Below are 17077 nucleotides of genomic sequence, written 5' to 3'. Positions count from 1 at the left end.
AGGCCGCCATGCGGCGGGCCCTCGTCCTGGCCGCAGCGGGACCGGTGACGGGCGTGAACCCCCGGGTCGGCTGCGTCCTGCTGCGCCCCGACGGGACCGTCGCCGCCGAGGGCTGGCACCGCGGCGCGGGCACGCCGCACGCCGAGGTCGCGGCCCTCGCCGCCCTCGCCGGCTCGGCCGAGGGCCTCACCGCGGTCGTGACGCTCGAGCCCTGCGCCCACACGGGGCGCACGGGACCGTGCGCCGACGCGCTCGTCGCGGCCGGCGTCGCCCGCGTCGTGCACGCGGTCGACGACCCCGGGGACGCCTCCTCAGGAGGCGCCACGCGGCTCCGACGCGCGGGCGTCGACGTCGAGGGCGGACTGCTCCGCGACGAGGGCGAGGAGTTCCTGCGCCGCTGGCTCGTCGCCGTGCGCCGCCGACGCCCCTTCGTCACGCTGAAGTGGGCCTCGAGCCTCGACGGCCGCACCGCCGCGGCCGACGGCACGAGCCGGTGGATCACCGGTGCCGCCGCCCGGCAGCACGTCCACGAGCAGCGGGCCGCCCACGACGCGATCCTCGTGGGCACGGGCACCGTGCTCGACGACGACCCGTCCCTCACCGTGCGGGGCGACGCCGGCGAGCTGCAGCCCGTGCAGCCGCTGCCGGTCGTCGTCGGGCGCCGCCCGGTGCCCGCCGACGCCGCCCTCCGACGTCACCCGCGAGGCCTGGTCGAGACCGGCACGCGCGACCTCGAGGCCGTGCTCGACGACCTCTGGCGGCGCGACGTGCGCAGCGTCCTCGTCGAGGGCGGGCCGACGGTGGCCAGCGAGGCCGTGCGACGCGGCCTCGTCGACGACTACCTCGTCTACCTCGCCCCGACGCTGCTCGGCGGGCCGCGCACGGCCCTCGACGACCTGGGCGTCGGCACGATCGGCGAGCAGCGCCGCCTGCGCACCACGAGCGTCGAGCGGCTGGGCGACGACCTGGTGCTCACCGCGCGCGCCGTCGGCACCGAGGGCGGAGGCGACCGGTGACGGGGCCCGGCGCCACGCCCTCGCAGGTGGTCGCGGAGATCGAGACCACCGTGCCGACGCGGCACGGCCGGTTCCGCGTGCGCGCCTACCGGGACCTCGTCACGGCGGCGGACCACGTCGCCCTCGTCGCCGACGCGCCCGACGGCACCCCGCCGGGGCCCGGCGCCCTCGTGCGCGTGCACTCGGAGTGCCTCACGGGCGAGGCGTTCGGCTCGCTGAAGTGCGAGTGCGGACCGCAGCTCGACGCCGCCCTCGCGGCCGTGCAGGAGCACGGCGGCGTGGTGGTGTACCTGCGCGGACAGGAGGGCCGGGGCATCGGGCTCGTCGCCAAGCTCCGGGCGTACCGCCTGCAGGAGGACGGCCTCGACACCCTCGACGCCAACCTCGCCCTGGGCCTGCCCGCGGACGCCCGCGAGTACGGCGCCGCGGCCGACGTGCTCCGCGACCTCGGCGTGCCCTCCGTGCGCCTGCTCAGCAACAACCCCGAGAAGCGCCGGCAGCTCGAGGCCCACGGCATCGTCGTCGACGCGCTCGTGCCCCTCGTGGTGCCCGTCGGCGAGGACGCCGCCGCGTACCTCGCCGTCAAGCGCGACCGCATGGGCCACCACCTGCCGGGGGGCGCGACCGACCCGCTCTGACCCCGCGCTACGATGGGCGACGGCCGTCACGAGCGGCCACCACCCGCGCGACCTCACCGAGGTCGTGCCCGGCACCGGGGCGCGCGACGACCGTCCGCCCGCTCCTCCGCTCCGAGTCGCAGCGCCGTACCACCGCGCTCCTCGTCGACGCCGCCGGCGCCTCGTCCTCGTCAGGGAGCCCTCCCGCATGTCCACCAGCACCACCGTTCCGTCGACCGACGGCCCACCCGCCGTGAACAAGCGCTCGCGCGTCGTGCTCGCGAGCCTCATCGGCACCTCGATCGAGTTCTACGACTTCTACGTCTACGCGACCGCCGCGGTCCTGGTCTTCCCGACCATCTTCTTCGCCAACGACGACCCGGCCGTCGCCCGGCTCGCCTCGTTCGCCGTCTTCGGCGTCGCCTTCATCGCCCGACCGGTCGGCTCGATCGTCTTCGGCCACTTCGGCGACCGCATCGGCCGCAAGGGCACCCTCGTGGCCTCGCTGCTCACGATGGGCATCGCGACGGTCCTCATCGGCTGCATCCCGGCGGGCACGACGCCCGGCTGGTCGGTGGCCGCACCGGCGATCCTCGTGGTGCTCCGCTTCTGCCAGGGCCTCGGGCTCGGCGGCGAGTGGAGCGGCGCCGCCCTGCTCGCGACGGAGAACGCCCCGAAGGGCCGCCGCGCGATCTACGGCACCTTCCCGCAGCTCGGCGCCCCCATCGGGTTCATCGTCGCGAACGTCGTGTTCGTGGTGCTCAACAGCACGCTCAGCGAGGAGGCGTTCCTCGCCTGGGGCTGGCGCGTGCCGTTCCTCTTCAGCGCCCTGCTCGTCGTCATCGGCCTCTACGTGCGCTTCAAGCTCATCGAGACGCCCGCGTTCCAGAAGGTCGTCGACTCGGGCTCCGTGGCGAAGCTGCCCCTCGCGCGGGTGTTCCGCACGAGCTGGCAGCCGCTGGTCCTCGGCACGTTCATCATGCTGGCGACGTACACGCTCTTCTACCTCATGACGACGTTCACGCTCACCTACGGCACGGCCGAGACGGGCGGCCCCACCCCGGGCCTGGGCATCGAGCGCTCGCAGTTCCTGTGGATGCTCATCTTCGGCGTCGTGTTCTTCGGCATCTTCACGCTCGTCTCGGGCCCGCTCGCCGAGCGCTTCGGGCGCCGGGCGACGCTGATCGTCGTGACCGCGGCGATCCTGGTGTTCGGCTTCTGCTTCGCCCCGCTGTTCGGCGCCGGCGTGGTCGGTGCGCAGGTGCTGCTCGTCATCGGCTTCACCCTCATGGGACTCACCTTCGGCCCGATGGGCGCGGTGCTGCCGGAGCTGTTCCCGACCAACGTGCGGTACACGGGCTCGGCGATCAGCTACAACGTCGCGAGCATCCTCGGTGCGGCCGTCGCCCCGTTCATCGCGGTCTGGCTGTGGCAGTCCGCGGGCGGCAGCACCTGGCTCGTGGGCCTCTACCTCTCGAGCATGGCGGCGATCACCCTCGTCGCACTGCTGCTGAGCCGTGAGACGCGCGACCGCGACTACGAGCGCGTGGGCTGACCCGCCCGTCCCCTCCTCCCCCGACCCGCCCTCGGCACCGCCGAGGGCGGGTCGGGGCGTGCAGGAGGTCCTGCACGGCGAGACGAAGTACGGTGCTCTCGGCGGTCCCCCCGATCGCCGCCGTCCGCACGAGAGGCACCATGAGCACGACGACCGGAGCAGCAGGCACCGACGAGAGCACGACCCGACCCGCCCGCCGTCGCCGTGGCGGCCGCGCGGCCCCCGAGGGGCCCCGCGCCACGTTCGGGCAGCTGCTCCCCTACCTCACCGAGCGCCGTGGCGTCATGGTGCTCATCCTCGTGCTGAGCGTGCTCGGCGCCGCCGCCGCCCTGGCCCAGCCCCTCCTCGTCAGCCAGGTCATCTCGTTCGTCGAGGCGGGCCGCGGGCTCGGGATCCTGGTGTGGGCGCTCGTCGGCCTGGTCGTCGTCTCGGGCCTGCTCAGCGGGTTCCAGCACTACCTGCTGCAGCGCACCGGCGAGGGCGTCGTGCTCAGCAGCCGGCGGCGCCTCGTGGCGCGCATCCTGCACCTGCCGGTGGGCCAGTTCGACGTGCGCCGCACGGGCGACCTCGTCTCGCGCGTGGGCAGCGACACCACGCTGCTGCGGGCCGTGCTCACGCAGGGGCTCGTCGAGGCCGTCGGCGGCACCCTGACGCTCGTGGGCGCGATCGTCGGCATGGCGCTCATCGACCCGGTGCTGCTGGGGCTCACCGTGCTCGTCGTCGCGATCTCGGTCGTCGTGGTCGTCGTGCTCAGCGGGCGCATCCGCGTCGCGAGCCGTCGCGCACAGGAGAAGGTCGGCGACCTCACCGCCGCGGTGGAACGCGCCATCAGCTCCGTCCGCACCATCCGGGCCGCGGGCGCCACCGACCGCGAGATCGCGGCCGTCGACCGCGACGTCGAGGGCGCGTACCGTCGCGGCCTCGACGTGGCGCGCATCTCGGCCCTCGTCGTGCCCGTCTCGAACATCGCCATGCAGGCGTCGTTCCTCGTCGTGCTCGGCGTGGGCGGCTTCCGCGTCGCGAGCGGCACCATCACCGTCGCCGAGCTCGTGTCGTTCGTGCTGTTCCTGTTCCTCATGGTCATGCCGCTCGGCCAGGCGCTCGGCGCCGTGCTCAGCGTCAACCAGGCGCTCGGCGCCCTCGGCCGCATCCAGGAGATCCTCGACCTCCCCGCCGAGGCCGATCGCGACGACGTCATCGCCCGGTCGGTCGCCGACGCCGCGCCCGGCACCGTCGACCCCGACGCGGCCGTGCAGTTCGACGCCGTGCGCTTCAGCTACCCGAAGGGGGCGTCCGCCTCGACGCTCGACCCCGAGGCGGTCGCGGCCGCCGACGACGACCTCACGGTGCTGCGCGGTCTGTCGTTCTCGGCGCCGCGGGGCCGGCGCACGGCCCTCGTCGGCCCGTCCGGCGCCGGCAAGAGCACGCTGCTCGCCCTCGTCGAACGCTTCTACGACCCCGACTCGGGCGTCGTGCGGGTCGGCGGCACCGACGTGCGGGCCCTCGACCGCGAGGCGCTGCGCGCGCAGATCGGGTACGTCGAACAGGACGCCCCCGTGCTCGCGGGGACGATCCGCGACAACCTCGTGCTGGGCTCGCCCGACGCCACCGACGACGACTGCCGCCGGGTGCTCGAGGCCGTGAACCTCACGGCCGTGCTCGAGCGCGGCGACGAGGGCCTCGACGCGCAGGTCGGCGAGGACGGCGTCATGCTCTCCGGCGGGGAGCGCCAGCGCCTCGCCATCGCGCGGACGCTGCTGTCCGCCCCGCCGATCCTCCTGCTCGACGAGTCGACGTCGAGCCTCGACGGGCTCAACGAGCAGCGCCTCCGCGGCGCCCTCGACGCGGTCGCCGAGGGCCGCACGCTCATCGTCATCGCCCACCGTCTCTCGACGGTCGTCGACAGCGACCGCATCGTCGTCGTCGAGGGCGGCCGCGTCGTCGGGCAGGGCACGCACTCCGAGCTCGTCGAGACGGTGCCGCTCTACCGCGACCTGGCGAAGCACCAGCTGCTGGTCTGAGCGAGGGTCCGGCCCGCCCGGGCCCGCTGGCCCGGCTGGCCCGGGCCGGCCCGGGCCGGCCCGGGCCCGACCCTCTCTCGGGGTGTCCACGACACGCGGAGCACGGTCTGGTCGACCCGCCGATCGTGGACAGCGTCCGCCTGACGGTGTCCGCGAGACGCGGAGCCCCGGCTGGCCGACCCGCCGGACGGAGACACCGCCCCCCCGACGGCGTCCCCGACATCCGACCAGTTCGCCCCGGAGAGGCGCTCGGTCAGGCGCCGAACGGGTCGGGCGTCATCACGTAGGTCGTCTCGAGGTACTCGTGGATGCCCTCGGAGCCGCCCTCGCGGCCGAGCCCGGACTCCTTGACCCCGCCGAACGGTGCCGAGGCGTTCGAGACGACCCCGACGTCGAGCCCGAGCATGCCCGTCTCGAGCCGTTCCGCCAGCCGCTGTCCGCGGGCCCGGTCGCGGGTGAACGCGTAGGCGACGAGGCCGTACTCGGTGTCGTTCGCGAACCGCACCGCGTCGTCCTCGGTGCAGAACGGCACGACCGTGAGCACGGGACCGAAGATCTCGGTCCGCAGGATCTCGCTGCCGGGCGCCACGTCCCGGAGCACGGTGGGCGCGAACCACGTGCCGGGACCCTCGAGCCGCTCGCCGCCCACGACGACCTCGGCGCCGCGCTCGACGGCGTCGTCGACGAGGGCGGCGGCCTTGTCGACGGCACGCTCGTCGATGAGCGGCCCGATGTCGACGCCTGCCTCGGTGCCCGGCCCGACGCGGTAGCTCCGCACCGCGTCGGCGACCCGGTCGACGAAGGCGTCGACCACCGACTCGTGGACGAAGAACCGGTTGGCTGCCGTGCACGCCTGCCCCACGTTGCGGAACTTCGCCTGCAGCGCGCCCGTCACGGCGGCGTCGAGGTCGGCGTCCTCGAAGACGAGGAACGGGGCGTTGCCGCCGAGCTCCATCGAGGTGCGCAGCACGTGCCGGGCCGCCTGCGCGAGCAGCTGCGACCCGACCGGCGTCGACCCGGTGAAGCTGAGCTTCCGGAGGCGCGGGTCGTCGATCAGGGGCCCCGTCACGTCGGCCGCGCGCGTCGTGGGCAGCACCTGCACGACGCCGTCGGGCACACCGGCCTCGGCGAGGATCGCGGCGAACGCGAGGGTCGTCAGCGGCGTCTGCTCGGCGGGCTTGACGACGACCGTGCAGCCGGCGGCGAGGGCGGGCGCGATCTTGCGGGTGGCCATCGCGAGGGGGAAGTTCCACGGGGTGATCAGCAGGCACGGCCCGACCGGCCGGTGCAGCACCGTGGTGCGCCCGGTGCCCTCGGGGTTGGTGCCGTAGCGGCCGGTGATCCGCACGGCCTCCTCCGAGAACCAGCGCACGAACTCGCTGCCGTAGGTGAGCTCGCCCCGGGACTCGGCGAGGGGCTTGCCCATCTCGAGCGTCATGAGCAGGGCCAGGTCGTCGGCCCTCTCGCGCAGCAGGTCGAACGCCCGGCGCAGCACGTCGGAGCGGTCGCGCGGCGACGTCGCCGCCCAGGCGGCCTGGGCGGCCACGGCCGCGTCGAGGGCCAGGAGGCCGTCCTCCGGGGTCGCGTCGGCGACGGCCACGAGCACCTCCCCCGTCGCCGGGTCGTGCACGTCGAAGGTGCCCCCGTCGCTCGCCGGCCGCCAGGACCCGCCGACGAACAGCCCGGTGGGCACGGCCGCCAGCACGCGCTGCCGGTCGGCGGCGGTGGCCGCGCTCACGACCGGACCTCGGCGGACGGGGCGACCGAGCCTCCTGCGGCGCGCACCTCGTCGAGGGCGGCCGCGCTCGGGCCGGGGGCGACGCCCGCGACGAGGTCGTCGAGGACCCGGACGCGCAGGCCGGCACGCAGCGCGTCGAGGGTGGAGGCCCGCACGCAGTGGTCGGTGGCGATGCCGACCACGTCGACGTCGGTCACGCCGTGCTCGGCGAGGACCTCGGCGGCGGGCCGGCCGTCGTCCGTCGTGCCCTCGAACAGCGAGTAGGCCGGCACGCCCTGGCCCTTGCCCACGTGCACGTCGACGAGCGACGCGTCGAGGCCGGGGTCGTAGTCGGCACCGGGGGTGCCGTCGACGCAGTGCACCGGCCAGGTGTCGACGAAGTCGGGCTCGGCGGAGAAGTGCCCGCCGTTGTCGTCGTCGCCGTGGTGCCGGTCACGGCTGGCGACGACGAGGTCGTAGCGACCCGGCGAGGCCCGCACGTGCTCCGTGATCGCCGCGGCGACGCGGTGGCCGCCCTCCACGCCGAGCGCCCCGCCCTCGGTGAAGTCGGCCTGGACGTCGATGATGAGGAGTGCCCTGGTCATGGCTCCATCCTGCCCCTCGGCGGTCCCGGCCGCGATCAGCGCACGCGCCGCCTGGGGATCACGTCGTGGTGAGGTCGCCTCCGCAGGACCAGACGGCGGTCGTGAGCGTGTCGAGGGCGGCCCGCGCGCTGTCGCGGACGTCCCCGATGGCGTAGAAGGCGAAGGTGAGCCGCGTGCCGTCCTGGGCGTCGATCGTGCCCGCGAGCGTGTAGGCCGTGTCGATCCAGCCGGTCTTGGCGCGGACCGCCCCCGCGGCGACGGCGTTGGGCCCCGTGAAGCGCGAGGCCAGGGTGCCGCTGCGGCCCGAGACGGGCAGGGCGTCGAGCACGACGCCCAGCGACTGCTGGCGCGCCCCGACCTGGACCATGAGCTTCGCGACGGTCGTCGCGGGCACCGCGTTGTCCTCGCTGAGCCCCGATCCGTCGACGATCGTGATGTCGTCGACCGACAGGCCGTAGGCCGGGCCGAGCGCCTGGCGGTACACGCCCGTGAGGGACGCGGCCGACCCGTCGGCGCCGGCCGCCCGCGACGAGGCTCGCGCCAGCATCTCGGCGAGCGTGTTGTCGCTCGTCGGCAGGAGGGTCGCCACGAGCGACGAGACCGGCTGGGACGACACACTGCCGAGCACGGTGCTGCTGGTCGACGCGCCCTGGCTCATCGGTGCGGACGCGGCACCGGGCACGCCGGCCGCGACGAGCGCGCGCCGGAAGGCCTCCCCGGCCCGACCCACGGGGTCGGTGCTGCGCGGGCTCGTCTGGGCGGTCGGCGTGGCCCGGTCCCCGTCGACCTGCAGGGCCGTGACCTCGGAGTGGTACCCGATCGTCTGCTCGCTGCGCGCCCAGCTCGGGTGCCACTTGTCGGCGGTGCTCCAGGCGGTGGCGTCGAGCGTGATCGCGGTGACCGGGCGGTCGCCCAGCGAGGCCTTCACCTGACCGGCGAGGTCGGAGAGGGTGGGTGCGCCCGGGTAGACGCTGCCGCCTCCCGCGCTGAGGGTGGCGTCGCCGCCGCCGACCAGGGCGATCGACCCCGTGGCCGCGTCGCCCGTGACGGTCGTCGTGAGCCGGTGGTCGGGACCGAGCACCGAGAGCGCCACCGCGCTCGTGAGCGTCTTGAGGACGCTGCCCGTGCGGGCGGGCGTCGAGCCCGCCCGGTCGAAGAGCACCTCGCCGGTGGCCGCGTCGACCACCGAGCCCTCGAACTGCCCCAGGCGCGGGTCGGCGGCCGCCGCGGCCACCGAGCAGGTGCGCAGGCGCGTCGGGGCGGGGACCTCGGCCGGGACCGCCCGCGGGGGCGCCTCGGTCGGGGCGGCCTCGGGGGTCGTCGTCACGGTGACGGTCGGGGCGGGCTCGGGAGGGCCTCCTGCGCTCGCGGCCGTCGGGGCCACGGGACCGACGGAGGCGGCGCCCGCCGCGACGGCGCCCGAGCCGAGCAGGGCGAACGCGAGCGCGCCCGCCGTCACGAGCGTCGCGCGGGGGTGGCGGCGCAGGGCCGTCGCGAGCGACGCGCGGCGGGACGAGCGGGGACGACGAGCGGCGGGGTCGGCGTGGCCGTCAGCCGGATCGGCCCCACCGGCAGGGGCGGTGTCGCGGGGGTCGTCCGGCTGCTCGTCCACGGCGACCATCGTACGAGACGCAGACCGCTCGGTCACCCCCGGCCGGGGGCCTCCTGCCCCTCCGACGGACCTCGCGCCTCAGGCGTCGGCGTCGTACCGCACGCCCACCTGGCGCCGCAGCTCGTCCATGGTCGCCATGACGGCCACGATCTCGTCACCGGGCAGCAGGGGGCTCTCGAGCTCGCCCGCCTCGACGACGCGCTGCAGCTCGAGGGCCTGGTGGTGCATGCCGCGCAGGCCGTCGTCCTCGGCGTCGAAGCGCTCGACGACGCCGCCGTCGAGGTCGCGCACCGTGAAGCCGCCGGGCGCGTAGAACGTCGCGTCGACCTCGATGCGCCCCTCGGTGCCGTGCAGCACGGCGACGTCGTCGCCGGCCGTGTCGAGCGCGGCGAAGAGCTGCGCGGTCGCGCCCGAGGCGTACGACAGCTGACCCGCGATGCGCGCGTCGACGCCCTGGTCGCTGAGCACCGCGCTGCCCCGCACCTCGCTGGGCACGCCCAGCAGGTCGTGCGCGAACGACACGGGGTAGACGCCGAGGTCGAGCAGGGCGCCACCGCCCAGGGCGGGGTCGTTGAGGCGGTGCCGCGGGTCGGTCGGCAGCGCCTGCAGGTGCTGGGCGGTGAGCAGGCGCACATCGCCGATGGCCCCGTCGCGCACGAGCTCGCGCAGCCGGACGCTCTGCGGCAGGTAGCGGGTCCACATGGCCTCGAGCACGGCCACGCCGGAGGCCCGTCCCGCCTCGACCACGCGGCTCGCCTCGTCCGCCGTGACCGTGAACGACTTCTCGACGAGCACGTGCTTGCCCGCCGCGATCGCGAGCAGCGCGTTCTCGGCGTGGAAGGGGTGCGGGGTCGCCACGTAGACCGCGTCGACGGACTCGTCGGCGACGAGGTCCTCGTAGCTGCCGTGCGTCGCGATGCCCTCCAGGCCGGTGTCGGCCGCGAAGGCGCGGGCGCGGTCGGCGTCGCGCGAGCCGACGGCGGTCACGGGCAGGCCGGCGCCGCGCAGGTCGGAGGTGAAGGCCCGGGCGATGCCGCCGGCGCCGAGGATTCCCCATCGGATCGTCATGGGTCCTGTCTACCGGACGGGGGCGCGCGGTGGCGGACGCCCGAAGGAGCCGGGGTGGCCGGAGCGTCGGCAGCGGCTGAGCCCCGAGGACGACGAAGCCCCGGTCTCGAGGACCGGGGCGTCGGATGGAGCCGCTTTGGGGAATCGAACCCCAGACCTTCTCATTACGAGTGAGACGCTCTGCCGACTGAGCTAAAGCGGCGGAGCCTGTGGGTCGAGACCCTCAGGCACAGTCATCTACTGTAGCGGATCTTCAGGCGCGCCGCTGCACCAGGCGCTCGAGCGTCGCGAAGCTCGCGTCGAGGCGGGCACGGAGGCCGAAGCGGACCTCGTCGCCCTCGTGCGCCTCGTCGTCGTCGACCCACTCGTACCAGGCGTGCCGGAGGGTCGCCATGGCGACCAGGGTGACGAGGTGCGCGTGGCTGCGGACCGACTCGGGCCCGTCGTCGCCCACGCCGTCGGGCCGGACGCCCACCTGGGCGTCGCGCTCGAGGCGGCGCAGGACGAGGTCGCCCAGGCGCTCCTCGAAGGACCGGACGCTCGCGACGCGTCGGGCGAAGAGGTCGGGGTCGGCCTTGAGGACGGCCCGGCGCAGCTGCACGAGCTCGCGGTCGACCACGGACCGGTCGACGGCCTCGTCGAGCAGGTGCACGAGGCCGTCGAGCAGCGGCTCGTCGCCCGCCGCCACGAAGCGCTCGAGCTCGGGGCCCTCGGGCAGCTCGGGGGCGTCGCCGACGACCGCGTCCTCCTTCGTCGCGAAGTAGTTGAAGAACGTGCGCGGCGACACGTCGGCGGCACGGCTGATCATGTCGACGGTCACGGCGTCGAGGCCGTGCTGCTGCACGAGCGTGAGCACCGCCACCTGGATCGTCCGGCGCATGGCCAGCCGCTTCCGTTCGCGCAGCCCGGGCACGGTCGTCACGTCGCTCATGCGCCCATCCTGTCTCACGCGCGTCCGTGACGGCTGACCGCGACGAGCATGGCCTCGAGGGCGAGCGCGGGGGCGACGTTCGCCTCGACCCGCTGCCGGGCCGTGGCGATGGCGTCGAGCACGGTGAGGGTCGCCGCGGGCGTCGACCCGCGTGCCACCGACGTGAGGCGGTCGAGGATCGCGCCGTTGACGGGGTCGCCGTCGACGCCCAGCTGCAGCAGGAGCACGTCGCGGTAGAGCGACTGCAGGTCGACCATGATGCGGTCGAGCCCGTCGCGGAGGCTGCGCGTGGCGCGTCGCTTCTGGTCGTCCTCGAGGGCGCGCAGCTGGCTGCGGAGGGCGGGCGGCACGGTGCCCCCCGGGTCGACGCCGAGCGAGCGGAGCGCCTGCTCGCGCTCCTGGGCGTCGCGCTCCTCGGTGATGGCCTTCGCGTCCTCGCCGGCGAGGGCCAGGAGCGTCGCGGCGGCGCGCACCGCGTCGGACACCGAGCGGATGTCGAGGGCCGTCCCGAGGGTGCGGCCCCGGCGGGCACGGGCCTCCGGGTTCGTGGCCAGGCGGAGCGCCATGCCGATGTGGCTCTGGGCCTCCCGGGCCGCGAGGACGGCCAGGTCGGGGGCGACGCCGTTGCGCGCGACGAGCAGCTGCGCCACGTCGTCGACGCTGGGGGTCCGCAACCGCACGCTGCGCACGCGCGAGCGGATGGTCGGGATGAGGTCGGCCTCGCTGGGCGCGCAGAGGATCCACACGGTGCGGGGAGGCGGCTCCTCGAGCGCCTTGAGCAGGAGGTTCGAGGTGCGCTCCGTCATGCGGTCGGCGTCCTCGATGACGACGACCCGGTAGCGCCCCACCGACGGCGAGAACTGCGACGAGCTCACCAGGCGACGCACCTCGTCGATCGTGATGATGACCCGCTCGGTGCTGAGCACGGCGAGGTCGGGGTGGCTGCGCGCTGCGACCTGCCGCGCGGTCGCCTCGTCGTCGCCGGGACGCGCGAGCAGGGCCGAGGCGAACGCGTAGGCGAGGTTGGACCGACCCGAGCCGGGCGGTCCGGTGATGAGCCACGAGTGCGTCATGGCCGCATTGTCGGGATCGCGCGACGCGGCCGCCCGGAGCACGGCGATGGCGTCGGCCTGCCCGGTGAGGTCGTCCCAGACCGACACGGGTCAGCCCTCGGCGGGTGCGTCGGCGGTCAGCCCCGGCAGGCGCCGCACGCGGTCGAGGACCCGTTCGGCGACCTCGTCGACGCCGAGCGAGGCGTCGACGACGAGGATCCGCTCGGGCTCGGCCCCGGCGAGGTCGAGGTAGGCGTCGCGCACGCGGCCGTGGAACGCGTCGGCCTCGGCCTCGAGCCGGTCGTAGGCCGCGCGCGTGCCGTCGCCCTCGCGGCGCTGCCGACCCAGGGCGGGGTCGAGGTCGAGCAGCACCGTGAGGTGCGGCAGGAGGCCGTCGGCGGCCCACAGGGACAGCTCGCGGACCTCGGTGCCCCCGAGCACCCGTCCGGCGCCCTGGTAGGCGACGGACGAGTCGAGGTAGCGGTCCTGGAGCACGACGTCGCCGCGCTCGAGGGCCGGGCGCACGACCGTGGCGACGTGCTGGGCCCGGTCGGCGGCGTAGAGCAGGGCCTCGGCCCGCGGGTCGACGTGTCCGCGTCGGTGCAGGAGCATCTGGCGCAGCTCGAGCCCGAGGTCGGTGCCGCCGGGCTCGCGCGTGCGGACGACCGTGCGCCCCTGCTCGCGCAGCCAGCTCTCGAGCCGGTCGGCCTGCGTGGTCTTGCCGGAGCCGTCGCCGCCCTCGAGCGTGACGAAGACGCCCGTCACGACGCGGTGGCGCCGCCGTCGCCGGTCGCGGCAGCGGCCGTCGTGGCAGCGGCCTTCGTCGTCGAGGCCTTCGTGGTCGCCGGCTTCGTCGCGGTCGCCTTCTTGGCGGCCGCCGTCGTCGCCGCCTTCGTCGTCGTCGCCTTCTTGGCGGGTGCCTTCTTGGCGGACGCCTTCTTCGCCGGCCCCTTGGCCCGCTTGTCGGCGAGCAGCTGGACGGCCCGGTCGAAGTCGACCTCCTCGACGGTCTCGCCGCGCGGGATCGTCGCGTTGGTCTCGCCGTCGGTGACGTAGGGACCGAAGCGGCCGTCCTTGACCTTGATCGCCTTGCCGCTCACGGGGTCGGCCGCGAACTCGGCCAGCGCGCTGCTCGCGCGCCGGGCGCCGTACTTCGGCTGGGCGAAGAGCTCTTGCGCACCGGCGAGGTCGATGTCGAAGATGGCGTCCTCCGACGGCAGGGTGCGCGTGTCGGTGCCCTTCTTGAGGTAGGGCCCGTAACGGCCGTTCTGCGCCGTGATCTCGTCGCCCGACTCGGGGTCGGCACCGACGGTGCGCGGCAGGTCGAGCAGCTTCAGCGCCGTCGCGAGGTCGATCTGGTCGACGCTCATGGTCTTGAACAGCGACGCCGTGCGCTCCTTCGGCGCGGCCTTCTTGGCGGCCGGCTTCTTGGCGGGGGCCTTCGTCGCCGTCGCGGCGGCGGCCGCGGCCGGCTGCTCGGCGGTGACCTCGCCCGTGGCGGCGTCGACGGTCACGCCGGCCTCCTCGACGGGGCGCTCGGTCACGTACGGGCCGAAGCGACCGTCCTTGGCGACGACCTCCTTGCCCGAGTCGGGGTTGAGGCCGAGCACGCGGTCACCGACCACGGGGGCGTCGATGAGCTCGCGGGCCCGCTCGGGGGTGAGCTCGTCGGGTGCCATGTCCTCGGGCACGTTGACGCGGCGGGGCGTCTCGGGGTCGTCGCTCGGGGTCTCGAGGTAGGGGCCGTACCGGCCGATGCGCAGGGTCAGGCCGTCGCCGAGGGCGACGGAGTTGATGTCGCGCGCGTCGATCTCGCCGAGGTTGTCGACGACGGTGCGCAGGCCCCGGTGGTCGTCGTTGCCGAAGTAGAACCCGTTCAGCCAGTCCACGCGGTCGGCGTCGCCGCCGGCGATGCGGTCGAGGTCGTCCTCCATGCCGGCCGTGAAGTCGTACTGGACGAGGTCGCCGAAGTACTCCTCGAGCAGGCGCACGACCGAGAAGGCGATCCAGTTCGGCACGAGGGCCGTGCCGCGCGGGGTGACGTACCCACGGTCGACGATCGTGGAGATGATGGCGGCGTAGGTCGAGGGGCGCCCGATGCCGAGCTCCTCGAGGGTCTTGACGAGGCTGGCCTCGGTGTACCGGGGCGGGGCGCTCGTGTCGTGCCCCTTCGCCTCGACCTCGTCGAGCGCCAGGGACTGGCCCTCGGCGAGCGGCGGCAGCTTGGCGTCGCCGGCCTCGGCGGTGCCGTGGCGGTCCTCGTCGCGGCCCTCCTCGTAGGCCGCGAGGAACCCGCGGAACGTGATGACGGTGCCCGAGGCGGCGAACTCGGCGAGCGTGCCGCCCTCGCTGCGCGCCGGCACGCCCTCGACGTCGGTCGGGGCCGTGGCGGCGACGACGACGGAGGCCGTCGAGCCCTTGGCGTCGGCCATCTGCGAGGCGACGGTGCGCTTCCAGATGAGGTCGTAGAGCTTCCACTCGTTGCCGCGCAGGGTGCCCTCGAGCTCGCCGGGCGTGCGGAACGTGTCGCCCGAGGGACGGACGGCCTCGTGCGCCTCCTGCGCGTTCTTGCTCTTGCCCGTGTAGAGGCGGGGCTTCTCGGGCACCGTCTCGGGGCCGTAGAGCGACGCCGCCTGCTTGCGGGCCGCGGCGATCGCCTGCTGCGACAGCGAGGGCGAGTCGGTCCTCATGTAGGTGATGAAGCCGTTCTCGTAGAGCGACTGGGCGGTGCTCATCGTCTGCCGGGCGGAGAAGCGCAGCTTGCGCGCGGCCTCCTGCTGCAGGGTCGAGGTCGTGAACGGCGCGGCCGGTCGGCGCGTGTAGGGCTTCGACTCGACGCTGCCGACGACGACGGAGACGTCGTCGCGGCGCAGTGCCGCGGCGAGCGCCGTGGCCGAGGCCTCGTCGAGGGCGACGCCCCCGGTCTTGAGCTGACCGCGGTCGTCGAAGTCGCGACCGCTGGCGACGCGGCCGCCGTTGACGCGCGTGAGCCGCGACGTGAACGACTGGCCCTCGCCGCTCGGCTCGAAGACGGCCGTGAGGTCCCAGTAGTTGGCCGAGACGAAGGCGAGGCGCTCGCGCTCGCGGTCGACCACGAGGCGGGTGGCGGCCGACTGCACGCGGCCGGCGCTGAGGCCCGGGCCGACCTTGCGCCAGAGCACCGGCGAGACCTCGAAGCCGTAGAGGCGGTCGAGGATGCGCCGCGTCTCCTGCGCGTCGACGAGGGCGGTGTCGAGCTCGCGGGTGTTCTCGCGGGCCTGCTGGATCGCGTCCTTCGTGATCTCGTGGAAGACCATCCGCTTGACGGGGACCTTCGGCTTGAGCTCCTGCAGGAGGTGCCACGCGATGGCCTCGCCCTCGCGGTCCTCATCGGTGGCGAGGTAGAGCTCGTCGGCCTGCTTGAGCGCCCGCTTGAGCTCGCTCACCGTCTTCTTCTTCGCGTCGGACACGACGTAGTACGGCTCGAAGCCGTTCTCGACGTCGACGGAGAACTTGCCGAGGGAGCCCTTCTTGAGCTCGGCGGGCAGGTTCTTGGGCTCGATGAGGTCACGGATGTGACCGACGGACGCCAGGACCTCGTAGTCGTCGCCCAGGTACTGGGCGATCGTCTTCGCCTTGGCGGGCGACTCGACGATGACGAGCTTCTTCGTGCCGGGCACAGGACTCCTCGGGGACATCGGGGGGAGGTCCCGGTCGGTCCGACCGGGAGGACGACGACGACCGGGGGCGCTGGCTGCCGGCCCCCACCGGCGACGCTGCTGCCGACCCGCACGGTCGCCAGCCACACCATACACACCCGGCGCCGACGGCCCGCTCCGGCCGACGACGTCCTGGGGCGGTCCGGCGGTCGCCCGCGCGGAGACGACGGGCCCCGGCCGGAGGCTGCGGACCGTGACGGTCACGACGGCCCCGTCGACCTCGCAGGAGGTCACGCTCGCCCCCGTCGCGTCGGCCGTCGCCCCGGCCCGGGAGCAGGGCGCGTCCGCGGCCAGGCCGGCGACGGCGTCGGCCCCGGCGAGCGCGGCGGCGTCCGCCGCGCCGGCGATCCGCTGGCGTTCCACGATCCACCCCGAGGCGGCCAGGACCGTCACGGTGAGCACCGCCGCGACCGCCAGCACGGCCGCGACGAGCACGCTCGCGCCGCCCCGCGGGTCGCGGAGGCGTGCCCGACCGCGAGCGCCCTCGGGGCCGCCGGGGCGGCGGCGGACCGCCCCGCGCGCCGGCCCACCGCCCACGCCCCTCACCGCCCTGCCCTCGGCGCGCAGCTGCGGGACGACAGGGGGACCGTGCCGCCCAGGCCGACCAGCCGCACGTCGTGGCGCACGGTGACGCAGACGAGGTCGCCCACGTCGGTCGCCTCGGCGCGTGCGCCCGGCACGAGCGCCGCGAGGGTCCCGCCGACCGCGTCTCCGTCGCCCCTGGCCTGCTGCCGGGCGACGACGGAGGCGGCGTCGGCCACGCGGACGGCCGCCGTGGCCGCGGCCGCGCCCGAGGTGGCGACGCCGAGCAGCACCGCGACGACCGGCAGCACGAGGGCGAGCTCGACCGTGGCGCCCCCGTCGTCGCCCCGCAGCGGCACGGTCAGCCCGCCGCGAGGGCGGAGCGGACGAGGTCGCCGAGGATCCCCCGCACCTCGTCCGAGCGCATGATCGTGACGAGGACGCCGGCGAAGCCGACGGCGGCGAGGATCACGATCGCGTACTCGGCCGTCGCGGCGCCGTCGTCGGCCGCCAGCAGGCGCCGCAGGGCGGCCAGGCGGCCGCGCCCCTCCCCGGGGTCGCGCGGCCGGGCGGCAGGGGCGCTGGGCGTGCGGTGCAGGGTCATCTCGTACCTCTTCTCGTGGTGGTGGCGGGCGACCGGGGCGGCCGCCTCGGCACCAGCGT

The 17077-nt window shown here is 75.0% G+C and carries 13 protein-coding genes, 1 tRNA gene and 2 pseudogenes; 4 read left to right on the top strand and 12 right to left on the bottom strand.

Going from position 1 to position 17077, the window contains the following annotated elements; all coding sequences use genetic code 11:
* Window positions 1–8: 8 nt before the first annotated feature.
* The 4 genes and pseudogenes from ribD (at window position 9) to ACYVHQ_RS10980 (ending at window position 5209) form a co-directional block, all read left to right on the top strand.
* A complete protein-coding gene (gene ribD, locus ACYVHQ_RS10995) occupies window positions 9–1016 on the top strand; it encodes a bifunctional diaminohydroxyphosphoribosylaminopyrimidine deaminase/5-amino-6-(5-phosphoribosylamino)uracil reductase RibD (protein WP_460513187.1) in 1008 nt (335 codons plus the stop codon).
* A gap of 20 nt (window positions 1017–1036) precedes the next feature.
* Window positions 1037–1654, top strand: a pseudogene (locus tag ACYVHQ_RS10990) (GTP cyclohydrolase II); the annotation flags it as partial.
* Window positions 1655–1841: 187 nt separating this feature from the next.
* Window positions 1842–3188, top strand: a complete 1347-nt coding sequence (locus tag ACYVHQ_RS10985; RefSeq protein ID WP_460512934.1) for an MFS transporter — start codon at window positions 1842–1844, stop codon at window positions 3186–3188.
* Between the two features lie 140 nt (window positions 3189–3328).
* Entirely contained in the window at window positions 3329–5209 is a 1881-nt protein-coding gene (locus ACYVHQ_RS10980; protein WP_460512932.1) for an ABC transporter ATP-binding protein, read from the top strand.
* A 253-nt stretch (window positions 5210–5462) separates the two neighbouring features.
* Here the strand turns inward: ACYVHQ_RS10980 and ACYVHQ_RS10975 are convergent, their stop codons facing one another.
* From ACYVHQ_RS10975 to ACYVHQ_RS10920, 12 genes and pseudogenes are all read right to left on the bottom strand, one after another.
* Entirely contained in the window at window positions 5463–6947 is a 1485-nt protein-coding gene (locus tag ACYVHQ_RS10975; RefSeq protein ID WP_460512930.1) for an NAD-dependent succinate-semialdehyde dehydrogenase, read from the bottom strand.
* Window positions 6944–7531, bottom strand: a complete 588-nt coding sequence (locus ACYVHQ_RS10970; protein WP_460512927.1) for an isochorismatase family protein — start codon at window positions 7529–7531, stop codon at window positions 6944–6946. Before ACYVHQ_RS10970 ends, ACYVHQ_RS10975 begins: the two co-directional genes overlap by 4 nt.
* 58 nt (window positions 7532–7589) lie before the next feature.
* Entirely contained in the window at window positions 7590–9143 is a 1554-nt protein-coding gene (dacB, locus tag ACYVHQ_RS10965) for a D-alanyl-D-alanine carboxypeptidase/D-alanyl-D-alanine endopeptidase (RefSeq protein WP_460512925.1), read from the bottom strand.
* Window positions 9144–9221: 78 nt separating this feature from the next.
* Window positions 9222–10211: a Gfo/Idh/MocA family protein gene (locus ACYVHQ_RS10960; protein WP_460512923.1), complete on the bottom strand. Its 990-nt coding sequence runs from the start codon at window positions 10209–10211 to the stop codon at window positions 9222–9224.
* A 126-nt stretch (window positions 10212–10337) separates the two neighbouring features.
* A tRNA-Thr gene (locus tag ACYVHQ_RS10955) sits at window positions 10338–10413 on the bottom strand.
* A gap of 51 nt (window positions 10414–10464) precedes the next feature.
* Window positions 10465–11142 carry a TetR/AcrR family transcriptional regulator gene (locus ACYVHQ_RS10950; protein WP_460512921.1) on the bottom strand — a complete coding sequence of 226 codons (678 nt, stop codon included), beginning with the start codon at window positions 11140–11142 and terminating at the stop codon, window positions 10465–10467.
* 14 nt (window positions 11143–11156) lie between these two features.
* Window positions 11157–12302: a DNA polymerase III subunit delta' gene (locus ACYVHQ_RS10945; RefSeq protein WP_460512919.1), complete on the bottom strand. Its 1146-nt coding sequence runs from the start codon at window positions 12300–12302 to the stop codon at window positions 11157–11159.
* Between the two features lie 3 nt (window positions 12303–12305).
* Window positions 12306–12959 carry a dTMP kinase gene (gene tmk, locus ACYVHQ_RS10940; RefSeq protein ID WP_460512917.1) on the bottom strand — a complete coding sequence of 218 codons (654 nt, stop codon included), beginning with the start codon at window positions 12957–12959 and terminating at the stop codon, window positions 12306–12308.
* Window positions 12956–15853 carry a type I DNA topoisomerase gene (gene topA, locus ACYVHQ_RS10935; RefSeq protein ID WP_460513185.1) on the bottom strand — a complete coding sequence of 966 codons (2898 nt, stop codon included), beginning with the start codon at window positions 15851–15853 and terminating at the stop codon, window positions 12956–12958. The genes tmk and topA overlap by 4 nt, the downstream gene beginning before the upstream one ends.
* 189 nt (window positions 15854–16042) lie before the next feature.
* A pseudogene (locus tag ACYVHQ_RS10930) lies at window positions 16043–16429 on the bottom strand (Rv3654c family TadE-like protein); the annotation flags it as partial.
* 5 nt (window positions 16430–16434) lie between these two features.
* Window positions 16435–16773, bottom strand: coding sequence for a TadE family type IV pilus minor pilin (locus ACYVHQ_RS10925; RefSeq protein WP_460512915.1), 339 nt, complete (start codon window positions 16771–16773; stop codon window positions 16435–16437).
* A 2-nt stretch (window positions 16774–16775) separates the two neighbouring features.
* Window positions 16776–17018, bottom strand: coding sequence for a DUF4244 domain-containing protein (locus ACYVHQ_RS10920; RefSeq protein WP_460512913.1), 243 nt, complete (start codon window positions 17016–17018; stop codon window positions 16776–16778).
* Window positions 17019–17077: the final 59 nt, after the last annotated feature.

Source organism: Frigoribacterium salinisoli, assembly GCF_054781095.1.
The sequence above is the reverse complement of the archived record's forward strand: the minus strand, read 5'-3'. Positions and strand labels throughout refer to the sequence as shown.